Genomic DNA, 15,585 nt, shown 5'->3' on the forward strand with positions numbered 1-15,585 from the left:
ACCCATTTCCAGGAGTCCCCCGTACATGAGCAACATGAACCACGAGCGTGTCCTCAGTGTTCATCACTGGAACGACACTCTGTTCAGCTTCAAGTGCACCCGCGATCCGGGCCTGCGCTTCGAGAACGGTCAGTTCGTGATGATCGGCCTGCAACAGCCCAACGGCCGCCCGCTCATGCGCGCTTACTCGATTGCCAGCCCGAACTGGGAAGAGCATCTGGAGTTTTTCAGCATCAAGGTGCCTGATGGCCCGCTGACTTCCCAATTGCAGCACTTGAAGGAAGGCGACGAGATCATCATCAGCAAAAAACCGACGGGCACCCTGGTGCTTGACGATTTGAAGCCGGGCAAACACCTGTACCTGCTCAGCACCGGCACTGGCCTGGCGCCGTTCATGAGCGTGATCCAGGACCCGGAAACCTACGAGCGTTTCGAAAAAGTGATCCTGTGCCACGGCGTGCGTTACGTCAACGAAGTCGCCTACCGCGAATTCATCACCGAGCACCTGCCGCAGAACGAGTTCTTCGGCGAGGCCCTGCGTGACAAGTTGATCTACTACCCGACCGTGACCCGTGAGCCGTTCGAAAACGAGGGCCGCCTGACCGACCTGATGCGCAGCGGCAAGCTGTTCAGTGACATCGGCCTGCCGCCGATCAATCCTGAAGACGACCGCGCCATGCTGTGCGGCAGCCCAAGCATGCTGGATGAAACCAGCGAAGTGCTCAACAGCTTCGGTTTGAAGGTTTCCCCGCGTATGCGTGAGCCGGGCGACTACCTGATCGAGCGTGCGTTCGTCGAGAAATAAGCGCGACGCAAAAAAATGTGGGAGCGGGCTTGCTCGCGAAAGCGGTGTAACAGTCACCAGATGTATTGACTGATCCACCGCTTTCGCGAGCAAGCCCGCTCCCACATTTGTTTCCGGTTTACCCGGCCGACACGACTTCCAGCACACAAATCATCCCGGCTTCGGGATAGTGCCAGCGCACATCAACATCCCAGAACTGCGCCCCGTATTCCCGCTCCGGCCCCGGCGTCTGGTACGCCGGCCGTGGATCCTGCGCCAGGCACTGCTCGATCAACGCCACCAATGGCTCGCCAAGGCGCTGAGCGTGGCCTTCTGCCTGTTGCAGCGCAGTCTTCAGCCACTGCACGGGAATCAGCTGTGGCGCAGCGCTGGCGATGCTGTTGGTCGCAGTGTCAACTATGTCTGCGTACGGCACGTACGGCTTGATGTCGAGAATCGGTGTGCCATCCAGCAGGTCGATCCCGGATATCCACAGGCGCCCATCTTCCACCTTGTCCAGCTTGACCACTGACTGGCCGATGCCGTTGGGCCGGTGCGTCGCGCGGGTGGCGAACACGCCCATGGACGTGTTGCCACCCAGGCGAGGCGGGCGCACTTTCAGGCGGGGCTTGTCTTCCAGCGCCTGGTGGAACAGGAACAGCAGCCACACATGGCTGACCTGTTCCAAACCCTGCACCGCCTCACCCTGGTCGAATGGCGCCACCAACTCCAGCACGCCCCGGGCGGCAGGCGCCAGTTGTGGCTGGCGCGGGATGGCGAACTTCTCCTTGAAGCAGGAGCGGACAAAGCCGATGGGCGAGACGCTGTAGTTCACGGGTTTAGGCGCGAACGCGCAGGGTCAGGCCCTTGAGGAAGTTGCGCAACAGCTGGTCACCACAGGTGCGGTAGTTGGTGTGGCCGAACTTGCGGAACAGCGCGCTCAGCTCAGGCTTGGACACCGGAAACTCCGAAGCCTTGAGGATCGCGTGCATGTCGTCTTCTTTCAATTCGAAGGCCACGCGCAGTTTCTTCAGGACGATGTTGTTGGTCACCGGCAGTTCGATCGGCTGCGGTGGACGGCTCTCGTCCTTGCCGCGCTTGAAGATCACCAGGCCATCGAGGAAATGCGCCATGACTTCGTCCGGGCAGAACACGAAGCCTTCTTCCTCGTCTTTCTTGAGGTAGGTCAGCAGGTCGTCCTTGGTGACTTCCATGCCGCCGAGCTTGATGATCTCGACCATCTTGTTGTCGCTGATGTCGAGCATGTAGCGCACGCTGCGCAGTACGTCGTTGTGAATCATGGTGGGCAATCCTGGTCATTCAACTGTGGACACCGCCCAGGCAGGCGGTATCGAGAGATTCGGCGGCGAAAAAAGTCTTAGAACTTTTCTTTGCCGGACAGATAGCGCCATTGGCCTACCGGCACTTTGCCGATGGAGACTCCGCCAATGCGGATGCGTCGAATGGCGACGACTTTCAGGCCGACGGCTTCGCAGAACAAGGCAATCACACCCGGTTGCGGGTTTTTCAGCGCAAAGCGCAGGCGGTTCTCGTTCTGCCAGCTGGCTTTCACCGCCGGCAATTCCTTACCTTTGTAGGTCAGGCCATGGTTGAGGCGGTTCAGGCCGTGGGCGACCATGTCGCCGGACACCTCCACCACGTATTCCTGTTCGATCTTGTTCGCGTCAGCGGTCAGCTTGCGCAAAATCTTCCAGTCCTGGGTGAACACCAGCAGGCCGCTGGCCTTGGCTTGCAGGTCACTGCTGGCGGTCAGGCGCAGGAAGTGGCCCTTGAGCGGGCGCTTGCTGAAGCGGTGTTCTTCCGACAGGGTCTCGGCGTTGATCGACGCCATGGCTGTCTCGGCATCCACGCCGGCGGGGGCGTGGAACAGGATGGTCACCGGCTCCGGCGCTGTGGCCTTGGCCTCAGGGTCAAGCTCGACCTTCTGGGTGGTGACCTTGAACTGCGGCTCGTCGATCACTTCGCCGTCCACCGTGACCCAGCCGCCTTCGATGAACAGCTCAGCCTCCCGACGGGAGCAACCGACCAGTTCGATGAGGCGTTTGGAGAGGCGTAAGGGTTCAGTCATGACAAGGGCCGAAACAAAAGGGGGCGGCTATTGTACCTGTGTGGCGCCGGTTAATCCCGGCTCCATTTCATTTAGCCGCGACGCGCCTGTGGCTGGGCCTGGCGCAAACGCATGTGCAGCAACGGATAAGGCTGGCCCATGCCGTCATGGTCCGTGCGTCCGATCACCTCAAAGCCTTGCTTGAAGTAAAAGCCCAGGGCCTGCGGGTTCTGTTCGTTGACGTCCAGTTGATCGGCATTCATCGACTCGATGGCATAGCGCAGCAATTGCCGGCCCAGGCCCTGGCCACGGTGCTCGGGGTCGATAAACAGCATCTCGACCTTGCCCGCGGCCACCCCGGCAAACCCGGTGATGCGCTGGCGCGAGTCCTTGGTGCAGATCAGCATCACCGCGTCGAGGTAGCGGGTCAGCACCAGGTTTTTCAGCAACTCGATGTAACTGTCCGGCAGGAAGTCATGGGTGGCCCGCACCGAAGCCTCCCAGATGCGGGTCAGTTCCTGATAGTCGCTGGATTTGGGTGTATGGATAACCGAATGCTGACGCATGCCCGCTGCCCCTTGCCGATGATTGGCGCTGATGGGCAAAACGATAGACCTAAAAAAGCCCCGCATCTTGTCCAGAGGCAGGGCTTTTTCAATTCTTTACACCTTATGCGCGTTTTTCAGCCCACAGGTCGTACTCGTCGGCGTCGGTCACGGTGCACCAGACCTTGTCGCCTGGCTTCAGGCCGCTGGCATCGTCGATGAACACGTTACCGTCGATTTCCGGCGCATCGAAGAAGCAGCGGCCTACAGCGCCTTGCTCGTCGACTTCGTCGATCAGTACTTCGATCTCACGGCCGATGCGCAGTTGCAGGCGCGCCGAGCTGATGGCCTGCTGGTGCGCCATGAAGCGCTCCCAACGGTCCTGCTTGACGTCGTCCGGCACGATGGCAGCGTCCAGCAGGTTGGCCGGAGCACCTTCCACCGGCGAGTACTGGAAGCAGCCGACGCGGTCCAGCTGGGCCTCGGTCAGCCAGTCCAGCAGGTACTGGAAGTCTTCTTCGGTTTCGCCGGGGAAGCCGACGATGAAGGTGGAGCGGATGATCAGGTCCGGGCAGATCTCGCGCCAGTTCTTGATGCGCGCCAGGGTCTTGTCTTCGAAGGCCGGGCGTTTCATGGCCTTGAGGATTTTCGGGCTGGCGTGCTGGAACGGGATGTCCAGGTACGGCAGGATCTTGCCGGCGGCCATCAGCGGGACCAACTCGTCAACGTGCGGGTACGGGTAAACGTAGTGCAGGCGCACCCATACGCCGAGGCTGCTCAGGGCTTCGCAGAGTTCGGTCATGCGGGTTTTCACCGGCGCGCCGTTCCAGAAGCCAGTGCGGTATTTGACGTCGACGCCGTAGGCGCTGGTGTCCTGGGAGATCACCAGCAGCTCTTTCACGCCGGATTTGACCAGGCGCTGGGCCTCGTCCAGCACGTCGCCCACCGGGCGGCTCACCAGTTTGCCGCGCATCGACGGGATGATGCAGAAGCTGCAGCTGTGGTTGCAGCCTTCGGAAATCTTCAGGTAGGCGTAGTGGCGCGGCGTCAGCTTGATGCCCTGCGGCGGCACCAGGTCGATCAGCGGGTTGTGGTCCTGGCGCGGCGGCACTACGTCGTGCACGGCGTTGACCACTTGCTCGTACTGCTGCGGGCCGGTCACGGCCAGCACGCTCGGGTGCACGTTGCGGATGGCGCCTTCTTCCACGCCCATGCAGCCGGTGACGATCACCTTGCCGTTTTCCTTGATGGCTTCGCCGATCACTTCCAGGGACTCGGCCTTGGCCGAGTCAATGAAGCCGCAAGTGTTGACCACCACCACGTCCGCGTCCTGGTAGGTGGACACGACGTCATAGCCTTCCATGCGCAGTTGCGTAAGGATGCGTTCGGAGTCGACCAGAGCCTTTGGGCAACCCAGGGATACAAAGCCGACCTTGGGGTTGGCTTTTGCGATGGTGGTGGACATGTCTAACCTCGGTATTGAATGACGCCGCCCGTCGTGCACGAAAGGTGGCGGATGGGCACTTGGTGTGCCTCTGATCAAAAAGTGCGCAATTCTAGCGACGGGAATCGCTCTTGACCAGCTTTATGCAGGGAAATACGACGAGTGCTGCGCTATGCTTCGCGCCGTTGCACCTGAGTGAATTTCCTCGGTCAATAAATCGTCTGTAACGAGAAGTAAAACAGCGCATGCTGTGGACAGCATAGGCGCCCGCAGCAGGCGCGCTGTTTATAAAAGACCGCAGGTCAAAGGGCAGGAGTGGTTGATGGGTCAGGCAAGTAGTCAGGCAGCAGGTGCCGAGCAGTCCAACGCAAAGCCGATCGGCATGCTGGTGGCGGCAGTGGGGGTGGTTTACGGCGATATCGGCACCAGCCCGCTCTACACCCTTAAAGAGGTGTTTGCTGGCGGTTATGGGGTTCAGGTCAATCACGACGGGGTCTTCGGGATCCTGGCGCTGATTTTCTGGTCGCTGGTCTGGGTCGTTTCGATCAAGTACGTGCTGTTTATCCTGCGCGCGGATAACCAGGGCGAGGGCGGCATCATGGCCCTGACGGCTTTGGCCCGGCGGGCGGCGGCACCTTACCCCAAGTTGCGTTCGGTGCTGGTGATTCTCGGCCTGATCGGTGCGGCGCTGTTTTACGGCGACAGCATGATCACCCCGGCGATCTCGGTATTGTCGGCGGTCGAAGGCCTGGAACTGGCGTTTGATGGCCTTGAGCGCTGGGTGGTGCCGCTTTCGCTGGTGGTGCTGGTGGGGCTGTTCCTGATCCAGAAACATGGCACGGACCGCATCGGCAAGCTGTTCGGCCCGGTGATGGTGCTGTGGTTCCTGGTGTTGGCCGGCCTGGGCATCCATGGAATCATCCAGCACCCTGAGGTGCTCAACGCCCTCAACCCTGTGTGGGGCGTGCGCTTCTTCATCGTTCACCCTGGCATGGGCGTGGCGATTCTCGGTGCGGTGGTACTGGCATTGACCGGCGCCGAAGCGCTGTACGCCGACATGGGCCACTTCGGACGCAAGCCGATTGCCCGTGCCTGGTTCGCCCTGGTGCTGCCGGCGTTGGTGCTCAACTACTTTGGCCAGGGCGCGCTGCTGCTGGAAAATCCAGAGGCAGCCCGCAACCCGTTCTACCTGCTGGCACCGGAGTGGGCTCTGGTCCCGCTGGTGGCGTTGTCCACTTTAGCCACCGTGATTGCTTCCCAGGCGGTGATCTCCGGGGCGTTCTCCCTGACCCGTCAGGCGATCCAGCTCGGTTACATCCCGCGCATGCATATCCAGCACACTTCCAGCGCCGAGCAAGGCCAGATCTACATCGGCGCGGTGAACTGGTCACTGATGGTGGGCGTGATCCTGCTGGTGCTGGGCTTCGAGTCCTCCAACGCCCTGGCTTCGGCCTACGGTGTGGCGGTGACGGGCACCATGTTGATCACCAGCATTCTGGTGTCGGCGGTGATGCTGTTGCTGTGGAAATGGCCGCCGGTACTGGCTATCCCGGTGTTGATCGGTTTCCTGTTGGTGGATGGGCTGTTCTTTGCCGCCAACGTGCCGAAGATCGTGCAGGGTGGTGCGTTTCCGGTATTGGCGGGGATTGTGTTGTTTATCCTCATGACCACCTGGAAGCGCGGCAAGGAGCTGCTGGTGGACCGGCTGGACGAAGGTGGGCTGCCGCTGCCGATCTTTATCAGCAGTATCCGTGTGCAGCCGCCTCATCGCGTGCAAGGCACGGCGGTGTTCCTGACCGCACGCCCGGATGCCGTGCCCCACGCCTTGCTGCATAACTTGCTGCACAACCAGGTGCTGCATGAGCAGGTGGTGCTGTTGACGGTGGTCTACGAAGACATCCCGCGTGTACCGGCCCAGCGTCGTTTCGAGGTCGATTCCTATGGCGAGGGCTTCTTCCGGGTGATCCTGCACTTTGGTTTCGTCGATGAACCGGACGTGCCCGAAGCGCTGAAGCTGTGCCATCTGGATGACCTGGACTTCAGCCCGATGCGCACCACCTACTTCCTCAGCCGCGAAACCGTGATCGCGTCCCGCATCAAGGGCATGGCGCGTTGGCGCGAAGGGTTGTTCGCGTTCATGCTGAAGAACGCCAACGGCAACTTGCGCTTCTTCAAGTTGCCGGTTAACCGGGTGATCGAGCTCGGCACTCAAGTAGAAATGTAAGCCCAACAAAAAGCCCCCGGTGCCTTGCGGCAGCGGGGGCTTTTTTGTGGGCGCTTATTCGGCCGGGGTCTTGCCCTGGCGCTTCTCGATGATGTCTACCAGACGCTTGGCCAGCGCCGGGTAGTTCTCGTCGAAGTGATGGCCGCCAGGCAGCTTCACGGCTTCGCCGACAGCGGTCTTGTCGGTGCAGCCACTCTCGTCGACTTCTTCGGCACCGTAGATGCACACCACCTTGTCGGCCGGCAGCTTGGCCATTTCCGGGCCGGTCGCAGCTTCCTTGCCGGCGTTGCCCAGCCAGCCTTCCACTTCGATCTCGAAGCTACCGGTGCGGGCGAAGGCCAGCAGGATGATCGCGTCTACACGCTGCTGCTCGTTTTCCGGCAGGCGGTTGTAGATGGCCGGCAGCACGTCGGCGCCGAACGAGTAGCCGGTCAGCACGAAGCGCTTGGTGCCCCATTTCTGCCGATAGTGCTGCATCAGCTCGGCGAGGTCCTTGGCGCTTTGTTCCGGGGTCTTGTGCTGCCAGTAGTAGCGCAGGGTATCGATGCCCACCACCGGGTAGCCGATCTTGGCCATTTCACCGGCCACGTCGCGGTCCAGGTCACGCCAGCCGCCGTCACCGGAGAGGAACAGGGTGACGGTGTCCTTGGCCTGCCCAGCCGGCACTTCGACCACCGGGATCGCCAGGCCGCCGTTGTCCGAGCCTACCAGTTGCTTGCGCAGCTCGTTGTTCAGCACTTGCGGGTAGTGAACGTCGTAGTCGCTGATGCTGGTGGTAGCACGCGGTGTATCGCGTACGAAGCTGGCAGCATCGTCGTCAGGGTTATCGTTCCAGGCCACCAGCCAGCTACCGTGGGCCGAAGTCTTCGGCAACGGGTCGTTGCAGCCTGGCTGCGCCAGCGCGAAGCCGACGGAGATGGCATTGGCCTTGTCGTCGTTCTGTGCGGCCAGCCAGCGCCAGGCCAGGGCTGCGCCAGGGCCGATGCCGCTGACCAGGGTCGCCGGGCCGGCAAGCTGGCCCAGGGCGGTTTGCAGGGCTTGTTCCTGCAGCTTGCAGTCGTCCTTGGGCAGGATCACCTGGACGATCTGCGCTGCGCCGCCCTGGCTCAGGGCGATCAGTTGGCTGTCGGTCAGGGTTTCGTCGGCCAGCACGGCCACGGCCACGCGGGCCTTGGGCGCGGTACCCGGGGTGACGCGGGTCAGGACCGTGCCATCGGCCTGGGGCAGTTGTTCCAGAGTCGGTTGCGGTGCAGGGCGGTTCCAGTACCAGTAGCCGCCACCGAGGATCAGTGCCAGTACCACCAAAAATGCCAATACATACCGCCAGGAGCGTCGAATCATCAGCGTTTCACCAATCCAGTCAAGCCGCCCGCAATCAGGGCGGCGGTGTCGGCCAGTGCCACCAGCGGATCAAGTCCTGCGGGCACGGCCATATAACGGGGTTCCCAGTCAGGCTGGAACTTGTCTTTGAAGCGGCGCAAGCCTTGGAAGTTATACAGTTGCTCGCCACGGCGGAACACCATCGAGCCCAGGCGTTGGGTCAGCGGGGCGCCACGTCGTGGTTGCAGGCCCGACAACGGCACCATGCCGAGGCTGAAGCGGGCGTAGCCATGGTTCTTATAATGTTGAATCAGGCCGACCATCATGAATTCCATGGTCAGTTTCGGCGCGTCCGGGTGCGCACGCATCAGGTCGAGACTGGCCAGGTCGTGGCTGTAGGTCTCAAGCAGGTTCGCAAACGCTACCGGGCGCCCTTCGAAGCGAATGATCGCAATACGAAAGTGCTTGAGGTAGTCGTCGCTGAATCGTCCAAGGGAAAAGCCTTTTTCCCGCACGTTCTTGCCGGTCAGCCATGCGTCGGAGATGACTTTCAACTCCTCCATCGGGGCCTGGCCGGGTTCGTGGATCTCCAGGGACAAGCCATCACGGGTCCCGCGGTTCCAGGTGTAGCGCAGGTCCTTCATCTCTTTGCCCTTGGCTTCCAGGTCAAAGCGTTTGAGGTCGACCCGGGCTTCTTCACCCAGTTTGATCGCGGTGAGGCCGATGTCCATGTAGTACGGCAGGTTCTCCGCGCGCACCTGGTAGAACACCGGGCGGGCGTGGTGAATGTCGCACAGGTCGCGGAACTGCCAGATCATCTCGGCCCGTTGCAGGGTCGGGCCAATCGGATCGTACAAGGCCACCAGGCTGCGACCGCGACGAGCGTACATCAGGAACGCTTCGTCGTTGGGGTGAAACAGCAGGGCCTTGTCGCCGGTCAGCGCCAGGCCGCCGTCGGGTTGTGCAGAGTTCATCAGGATCTTGGTGGCGCGCTCCAGCTCATCCGGTGTCGGCAAGTGGATGATCGGGCGCGCGGTACGCAGCAGCCAGGTCAGCGACACCACCACCAGCACCACGGCCGCGCCCAGCAGCGAACGCAGGCCCCGCGGGGCGTTGGCGTCGAGGGTGAACTGCCACCACAACTGATGGCTATAGGGCACGTCCTGGTAGGCGAACAACAGCAGCCAGATTGACGCACCGAGTACGCACACGCTGGCCACCAGGTACAGCGGCGAGAACGGCAGTTCGGTCAGGCGGCTGGCGCGATAGAACGAGCGCCGGAAGATCGCCAGCAGCACCGCCGTCATGGTCATCAGGCTGGCTTCTTCCCAGTCGAAACCCTTGAGCAGGGAGAGCAGGGCGCCGGTCAGCAGCAGCACCATGGTCAGCATCCACGCCGCGGACAACCGTCGACGCAGGCCCTGGGCCAACAGAAGGCAGAGCACGCCGATCAGGCTGGCACCAAAGTGCGAAGCGTCAATCAGGCGATGAGGAATCAGGAAGCCGATGTTTTCCAGGCGTGAGTCGATTTCCGGGGTTGCGCCGGAAAACAGCAGGACCACGCCTGACAAAAAAACCAGTACGGCCAGGATCGGCGCAGCGAGGCCGGAGGCCGCGCGCAGGCTTTGTTGCGTATGGAACAGGCGCTGGGCTTCATTGACCAGCAGGAACACACAAGCGATCAACAGCGGCAGCACCACATAGATCATCCGGTACAGCAGCAGTGCGGCCGCCAGTGGCGCGGCACCGAGCTTGTCGGCGAAGGCAGCCAGCAGGATTGCTTCGAACACCCCGACGCCACCGGGTACATGGCTGAGCACACCGGCGGCCAGGGCCAGCAGGTACACCAGCAGGAACGGGCCAAAGGGCGGCGCTTCCGGCAGCAGCATATACAGCACGGTAGCGGCCGCAGCCACGTCGAGGGCAGTGATGATCAGTTGCAGGAAGGTCAGGCGACGGCCCGGCAGGCGCAAGGTGCGACGCCCGGCCCTGACCAGCAGGTTGTCCGGATACGGTTGTTCCGGCAGGCGGCGGCGGTAGATGCCGATGCACAGTGCGGCTGTTAACAGCAACACAGCGCCGGCGATGCCGCCGAGCAGGCTGGCGGGTAGATGCAAGGCATTGGACGCGGCAGGCAGGTTGCTCAGGGTGGCCAGCGCAGCGAGCGGCGGCAGGGCGCAACCCAGGGCCAGGCTGGCAAACACGGTCATGCGTGCCACTTCCGAAGCGCCGATGCCATACCGTGCATATAAACGGTAGCGTACCGAGCCGCCCGAGAGCATCGACAGACCAATCGCGTTACCGATGGCGAATGCGGTAAAGCCGCCGTAGGCCAGAGTCTTGGCAGGCAGCTTCACGCCGGCATAACGGGCACCGGAAAATTCATAGCCCAACAAAATGATAAAGCCGGCGACAGCAGCACCGAACGCACCCAGCAGTGCAGGCTTGGGTACTTCAAGGATTGAATCGTGGAGCGCGTACAGATCCAGTTCAAGCAACAGGTGGCGACAGGCGATAAGGGCGATTGCGAACAGCAACAAGGTGACGGCCAGCCCGATGGGTTGGCGGTATTTGCTCAACAGATCCAGCCAGCGCAAACGGGTGGGAGTGATCGGTTGTGTCGCTGTGACAGAGTCTTGTGGTTCAGACGAGTTGGCGCGCATCAATCACCTCGTGGATTGTGCGCGACAGGATGGAGGTATCCAGCCAAGTTACCAATCCCTATGGACAAAATAATTACAAATATTAACGCGTATCGCGAAGTGCGGCGACAGCGCCCATTGGTCGTAGAAGGACAGTGCTTGAAGACTTAGCATAGCTTGCAATGAGATGGACTCTACAAACCGTGTACGGTTTCATGAAAGATGCCATGCCATTGTTTCAAAAGGACTTTTTCGTCAGATACAAAAAAGGCCACTCTTTCGAGCAGCCTTTTTTGATGTTTGGTTGCGGGAGCCGGATTTGAACCGACGACCTTCGGGTTATGAGCCCGACGAGCTACCAGACTGCTCCATCCCGCGTCTGTGTGTCGGCATTCTACAGAGGAACGCGAGTGTGTCAACCGCTGATTCAAAGAAAAGCGCTTGTGGTTCAATCGGTTAGCTCTCCAAGGTGGCCCCTTGATAAGCCGCGGGGCCAGTCTGGCCGAGGCTTTCAGCTCTATTGGGGGGTGTGTTTCGATTGAGAAAATGAATTCACCTACGAATTTTCCTACCGCTTAAGCGGAAGATTCAAACTACTGGTGCTATATACAGGTGTGAGTGAGATACTGCCGGCCTGTCCGTTTTCTGCCCAGAACCACTGCCTTATATATGACGCAGCGCAAAATCATCCACGTCGACTGTGATTGCTTCTACGCCGCCATCGAGATGCGCGACGACCCGACCCTGGCGCAAAAGCCCCTGGCTGTCGGTGGCTCGGCAGACCGTCGCGGGGTGATCGCCACCTGCAACTATGAAGCACGGGCCTATGGTGTGCGTTCGGCCATGTCGTCCCGCCATGCCCTGAAGCTGTGCCCGGACCTGACCATCGTCAAGCCGCGCATGGATGCTTATAAAGAAGCATCAAAGGAAATCCAGACGATCTTTCGCGACTACACCGACCTGATCGAACCGTTGTCCCTGGACGAAGCCTACCTGGACGTCTCCGACAGCCCGCATTTCGGCGGCAGTGCCACGCGCATTGCCCAGGACATTCGTCGGCGGGTCTCCAACCAGTTGCACATCACCGTTTCCGCGGGCGTGGCGCCGAACAAGTTTCTCGCCAAGATCGCCAGCGACTGGAAAAAGCCCAACGGACTGTTTGTGATCACCCCCGACCAGGTGGAAGACTTTGTCTCGGCGCTGCCGGTGAAAAAGCTCCACGGCGTGGGCAAGGTGACGGCCGACAAGCTGGCGCGGCTGGGGATCGAGGACTGCCTGCAACTGCGGGAGTGGAACAAGTTGGCGCTGGTGCGAGAGTTCGGCAGTTTTGGCGAGCGGCTTTGGAGCCTGGCGCGTGGGATTGATGACCGGGTGGTGCAGAACGACAGCCGCCGGCAATCCATCAGCGTGGAAAATACCTACGATGTCGACCTGCCGGACTTGCCCAGTTGCCTGGAAAAACTGCCGGAGCTGATGGACACCCTGGCCGGGCGCATGGCGCGCATCGACAGCAGTTATCGGGCGGGCAAGCCGTTCGTCAAAGTGAAGTTTCACGACTTTACCCAGACGACCCTGGAGCAGGCGGGGGCGGGGCGGGACCTGGAGAGCTACCGGCAGTTGCTGACCCAGGCGTTCAATCGCGGCGACAAGCCGGTGCGATTGCTGGGAATAGGCGTGCGTTTGCTGGATTTGAGCAACGGCAACGAGCAGCTCCAATTCCCCTGGTAGAAACCGAAAACCAAATGTGGGAGCGGGCTTGCTCGCGAATGCGGTGTGTCAGTTGACGCATGTGCTGGCTGACACGCCGCATTCGCGAGCAAGCCCGCTCCCACATTTAAAGGCTTCAGCGTGCCCCGGGATCCGCCACCAGGCGTCCGGCATCCTTGGTCAAGGCCTGCAGGAATTCCTGCTGCAACTCCGGATCATTGCGGGTCAGTTCGATCAGGCTCTGTTCCAGCTCGCTGGCTTCTTCTTCCAGGCCCAGCTCCGACAGGCGCTTGACCCGGTGCACCCACTCGTTGACCTCGTCGTCTTCCAGGTCGTCATAGATCAAACCGTGAGCTTCGAGCAATTTGCCCCGCAGGGTGCCGCTGATGGCCAGGGATGAGTCCGAGTGCACGTCATCCTGGGCATCTTCAACACTGATCTTCAGGGTGCTGATGCGGTTCAGGTCCTGCTCGGCAAACGGGCTGTCCAACAGGTTCAGGCGCAGCACGCCATCGCGGTCGGTGGTCAGCTCATGGGTTTGCTTGCCGGCAGTCACCTGTACCGGGCGCTCGCTCCAGGGCAGGCTCGAATACTCCACGCGCTTGTCGCGCTGGACTTCATCGATACCCGCCAGGTTCTGTTGCGCACGGCCGTTGGATTGCACGTTCATGAACGGGTTGAGCCCGTCCACGCCATAGCTGAGCCAATCCCGGGTCATGCTGGCAGGCAGGTTGCCCAGGGCAAACACATTCGCCACGTTGGCGCCGACGCCCGCCACGACCGCGACCGCGCCCAGGGGCATCTCATAGAGTTTGCGCCAGGGCTGGTAGGGCGTGTAGCGGTCGTAGCGACGGGTAACTTCGAACTCGGTGACCTCAAAGGTCTTTTGCTCGTGAATGCGCACCCGGCGTTGCGGCAGCTCCAGCACCTTCGGCTCGCCCACGTCGATCTGCAGGCTGTGATCGAGCAATTTGCGCTCGATGCGTTCCTCGTGCTCGCTGCGTTGCGACATTTGGTTGGCGCAGCCGCTGACCAGCAGGGCGCCACATAACGTGGCGCCCCCCAGGGCTATGGTGTTTCGCTTGAACATGACGACTCTTGATCTGGTTTTCAGCGACGAATACGCGCCTGAAGGAAAGACAGCACGTCAGCCACCGGCAACGGTTGGGCCTCGGCTTCGGTCCGGCTCTTGTATTCCAGATTGCCATCGGCCAGGCCGCGGTCACTGACCACGATCCGGTGCGGGATGCCAATCAGTTCCATGTCGGCGAACTTGATGCCCGGGCTGGTTTTCTTGTCCCGATCATCCAGCAGCACTTCAAAACCGGCAGCCGTGAGTTCGGCATACAGTTTGTCGGTGGCTTCGCGTACTTGCTCGGTTTCGTAGCGCAGCGGTACCAGGGCAACCTGGAATGGCGCCAGGGCGTCGCTCCAGATGATGCCTTTCTCGTCGTTGTTCTGCTCGATGGCAGCCGCAACCACGCGGGATACGCCAATGCCGTAGCAGCCCATTTCCAGGGTGATCGGCTTGCCGTTCTCGCCCAGCACTTCGCACTTCATCGCCTTGCTGTACTTGTTGCCCAGCTGGAAGATGTGCCCGACTTCGATGCCGCGCTTGATTTCCAGGGTGCCCTTGCCGTCCGGGCTTGGGTCGCCGGCCACCACGTTGCGCAGGTCGGCCACGGTCGGAACCGGCAGGTCACGTTCCCAGTTCACGCCAAAGTAGTGCTTGTCATCGATGTTGGCACCGATGCCGAAGTCGCTCATCAGCTCGACCGAACGGTCGATGATGATCGGCAATGGCAGGTTCAGCGGGCCCAGGGAGCCGGCACCGGCACCAATGGCGTCGCGCAGTTCGGCGTCGGTGGCCATGACCAGCGGGCTGGCAACGCCTGGCTGCTGGGCGGCCTTGATTTCGTTGAGCTCGTGGTCGCCGCGGATTACCAGGGCGATCAGCTTGCCTTCTTCCTCGGCGCGCACGATCAGGGTCTTGATGGTCTTTTCAATCGGCAGATTGAATTTTTCCACCAGGGCCGCGATGGTCTTGGTCTCGGGCGTGTCCACCAGGCGCAGCTCTTCGCTTGGCGCAGGGCGGGAAGTTTCCCGTGGCACGGCTTCGGCTTTCTCGATGTTTGCCGCGTAGTCGGAACCGTTGCTGAACACGATGTCGTCTTCACCGGACTCGGCCAGCACGTGGAACTCGTGGGAGCCGGCACCGCCGATGGAGCCGTTGTCCGCTTCAACTGGGCGGAATTTCAGGCCCAGGCGCGTGAACACGTTGCAGTAGGCGGTGTGCATGCGGTCGTAAGTGACCTGAAGGGACGCCTGGTCAGCGTGGAACGAATAGGCGTCCTTCATGATGAATTCGCGGCCGCGCATCAAACCGAAGCGTGGGCGGATTTCGTCACGGAACTTGGTCTGGATCTGATACAGGTTGAGGGGCAGTTGCTTGTAGCTGCTCAACTCGTTGCGCATCAGGTCGGTGATCACTTCTTCGTGGGTCGGGCCGGCGCAGAAGTCCCGGCCATGACGATCCTTGAAGCGCAGCAATTCAGGGCCGTACTCTTCCCAGCGCCCGGATTCCTGCCACAGCTCAGCCGGTTGGGTGCTCGGCATCAACACTTCCAGAGAGCCGGCAGCGTTCATTTCTTCACGAACGATGGCTTCGACCTTGCGCATCACCTTCAAGCCCATGGGCAGCCAGGTGTACAGGCCCGAGGCCAGTTTGCGGATCATGCCGGCGCGCAGCATCAGCTGATGGCTGATCACGACCGCGTCGGAGGGCGTTTCTTTCTGTGTGGCGAGCAAATATTGACTGGTGCGCATGGTAGGCCGTTGTCGGTTGCTTGGA

At 61.2% G+C, this 15,585-nt stretch carries 12 protein-coding genes and 1 tRNA gene; 3 read left to right on the top strand and 10 right to left on the bottom strand.

The genetic code is table 11. From position 1 onward, the window contains the following. Positions 1 to 25 precede the first annotated feature (25 nt). Positions 26 to 805 carry a ferredoxin-NADP reductase gene (fpr, locus tag A462_RS21835; protein ID WP_003189055.1) on the top strand — a complete coding sequence of 260 codons (780 nt, stop codon included), beginning with the start codon at positions 26 to 28 and terminating at the stop codon, positions 803 to 805. Positions 806 to 923: 118 nt separating this feature from the next. On the opposite strand, the gene tsaA is transcribed toward fpr, so the two are convergent. From tsaA to rimO, 5 genes are all read right to left on the bottom strand, one after another. Continuing rightward, positions 924 to 1,619 (bottom strand): tRNA (N6-threonylcarbamoyladenosine(37)-N6)-methyltransferase TrmO, encoded by a 696-nt coding sequence (gene tsaA, locus A462_RS21830; RefSeq protein WP_003208631.1) that lies wholly within the window; start codon positions 1,617 to 1,619, stop codon positions 924 to 926. A 4-nt stretch (positions 1,620 to 1,623) separates the two neighbouring features. Beyond that, complete coding sequence (locus tag A462_RS21825) at positions 1,624 to 2,085, bottom strand: DUF1456 family protein (protein WP_003208629.1); 462 nt, start codon at positions 2,083 to 2,085, stop codon at positions 1,624 to 1,626. Between the two features lie 77 nt (positions 2,086 to 2,162). Continuing rightward, positions 2,163 to 2,873: an rRNA pseudouridine synthase gene (locus tag A462_RS21820; protein ID WP_003208627.1), complete on the bottom strand. Its 711-nt coding sequence runs from the start codon at positions 2,871 to 2,873 to the stop codon at positions 2,163 to 2,165. 71 nt (positions 2,874 to 2,944) lie between these two features. Beyond that, positions 2,945 to 3,418 (bottom strand): GNAT family N-acetyltransferase, encoded by a 474-nt coding sequence (locus A462_RS21815; protein WP_003208626.1) that lies wholly within the window; start codon positions 3,416 to 3,418, stop codon positions 2,945 to 2,947. A 103-nt stretch (positions 3,419 to 3,521) separates the two neighbouring features. After that, positions 3,522 to 4,862, bottom strand: a complete 1,341-nt coding sequence (gene rimO / locus A462_RS21810; protein ID WP_008433568.1) for a 30S ribosomal protein S12 methylthiotransferase RimO — start codon at positions 4,860 to 4,862, stop codon at positions 3,522 to 3,524. A gap of 301 nt (positions 4,863 to 5,163) precedes the next feature. Between rimO and A462_RS21805 the strand changes: the two genes are divergently transcribed. Continuing rightward, positions 5,164 to 7,065: a potassium transporter Kup gene (locus A462_RS21805; protein ID WP_003208622.1), complete on the top strand. Its 1,902-nt coding sequence runs from the start codon at positions 5,164 to 5,166 to the stop codon at positions 7,063 to 7,065. A 54-nt stretch (positions 7,066 to 7,119) separates the two neighbouring features. Here the strand turns inward: A462_RS21805 and A462_RS21800 are convergent, their stop codons facing one another. The 3 genes from A462_RS21800 to A462_RS21790 all read right to left on the bottom strand — a co-directional run bounded on the left by A462_RS21800 (position 7,120) and on the right by A462_RS21790 (position 11,405). Then, complete coding sequence (locus A462_RS21800) at positions 7,120 to 8,406, bottom strand: virulence factor family protein (RefSeq protein ID WP_003208620.1); 1,287 nt, start codon at positions 8,404 to 8,406, stop codon at positions 7,120 to 7,122. Continuing rightward, entirely contained in the window at positions 8,406 to 11,048 is a 2,643-nt protein-coding gene (gene mprF / locus A462_RS21795) for a bifunctional lysylphosphatidylglycerol flippase/synthetase MprF (protein ID WP_008433574.1), read from the bottom strand. Before mprF ends, A462_RS21800 begins: the two co-directional genes overlap by 1 nt. Positions 11,049 to 11,328: 280 nt before the next feature. Further along, positions 11,329 to 11,405: transfer RNA gene (locus A462_RS21790), tRNA-Met, on the bottom strand. A 291-nt stretch (positions 11,406 to 11,696) separates the two neighbouring features. On the opposite strand from A462_RS21790, the gene dinB reads away from it, so the two are divergent. Continuing rightward, positions 11,697 to 12,755, top strand: a complete 1,059-nt coding sequence (gene dinB, locus A462_RS21785) for a DNA polymerase IV (RefSeq protein WP_003208617.1) — start codon at positions 11,697 to 11,699, stop codon at positions 12,753 to 12,755. A 115-nt stretch (positions 12,756 to 12,870) separates the two neighbouring features. Here the strand turns inward: dinB and A462_RS21780 are convergent, their stop codons facing one another. After that, positions 12,871 to 13,824, bottom strand: a complete 954-nt coding sequence (locus tag A462_RS21780; protein WP_008433576.1) for a hypothetical protein — start codon at positions 13,822 to 13,824, stop codon at positions 12,871 to 12,873. A gap of 20 nt (positions 13,825 to 13,844) precedes the next feature. Further along, a complete protein-coding gene (locus A462_RS21775) occupies positions 13,845 to 15,560 on the bottom strand; it encodes a proline--tRNA ligase (protein ID WP_008433579.1) in 1,716 nt (571 codons plus the stop codon). Positions 15,561 to 15,585: the final 25 nt, after the last annotated feature.

Source organism: Pseudomonas sp. Ag1 (assembly GCF_000278565.1).
GTDB lineage: Bacteria > Pseudomonadota > Gammaproteobacteria > Pseudomonadales > Pseudomonadaceae > Aquipseudomonas.

What these genes read in the sequence shown, in the direction of transcription:
- A462_RS21825 (WP_003208629.1), bottom strand. Translation starts at nt 2,085, where the DNA reads ATGATTCACAACGACGTACTGCGCAGCGTGCGCTACATGCTCGACATC.
- A462_RS21815 (WP_003208626.1), bottom strand. Translation starts at nt 3,418, where the DNA reads ATGCGTCAGCATTCGGTTATCCATACACCCAAATCCAGCGACTATCAG.
- A462_RS21820 (WP_003208627.1), bottom strand. Translation starts at nt 2,873, where the DNA reads ATGACTGAACCCTTACGCCTCTCCAAACGCCTCATCGAACTGGTCGGT.
- A462_RS21805 (WP_003208622.1), top strand. Translation starts at nt 5,164, where the DNA reads ATGGGTCAGGCAAGTAGTCAGGCAGCAGGTGCCGAGCAGTCCAACGCA.
- rimO (WP_008433568.1), bottom strand. Translation starts at nt 4,862, where the DNA reads ATGTCCACCACCATCGCAAAAGCCAACCCCAAGGTCGGCTTTGTATCC.
- mprF (WP_008433574.1), bottom strand. Translation starts at nt 11,048, where the DNA reads ATGCGCGCCAACTCGTCTGAACCACAAGACTCTGTCACAGCGACACAA.
- A462_RS21775 (WP_008433579.1), bottom strand. Translation starts at nt 15,560, where the DNA reads ATGCGCACCAGTCAATATTTGCTCGCCACACAGAAAGAAACGCCCTCC.
- A462_RS21780 (WP_008433576.1), bottom strand. Translation starts at nt 13,824, where the DNA reads ATGTTCAAGCGAAACACCATAGCCCTGGGGGGCGCCACGTTATGTGGC.
- dinB (WP_003208617.1), top strand. Translation starts at nt 11,697, where the DNA reads ATGACGCAGCGCAAAATCATCCACGTCGACTGTGATTGCTTCTACGCC.
- A462_RS21800 (WP_003208620.1), bottom strand. Translation starts at nt 8,406, where the DNA reads ATGATTCGACGCTCCTGGCGGTATGTATTGGCATTTTTGGTGGTACTG.
- fpr (WP_003189055.1), top strand. Translation starts at nt 26, where the DNA reads ATGAGCAACATGAACCACGAGCGTGTCCTCAGTGTTCATCACTGGAAC.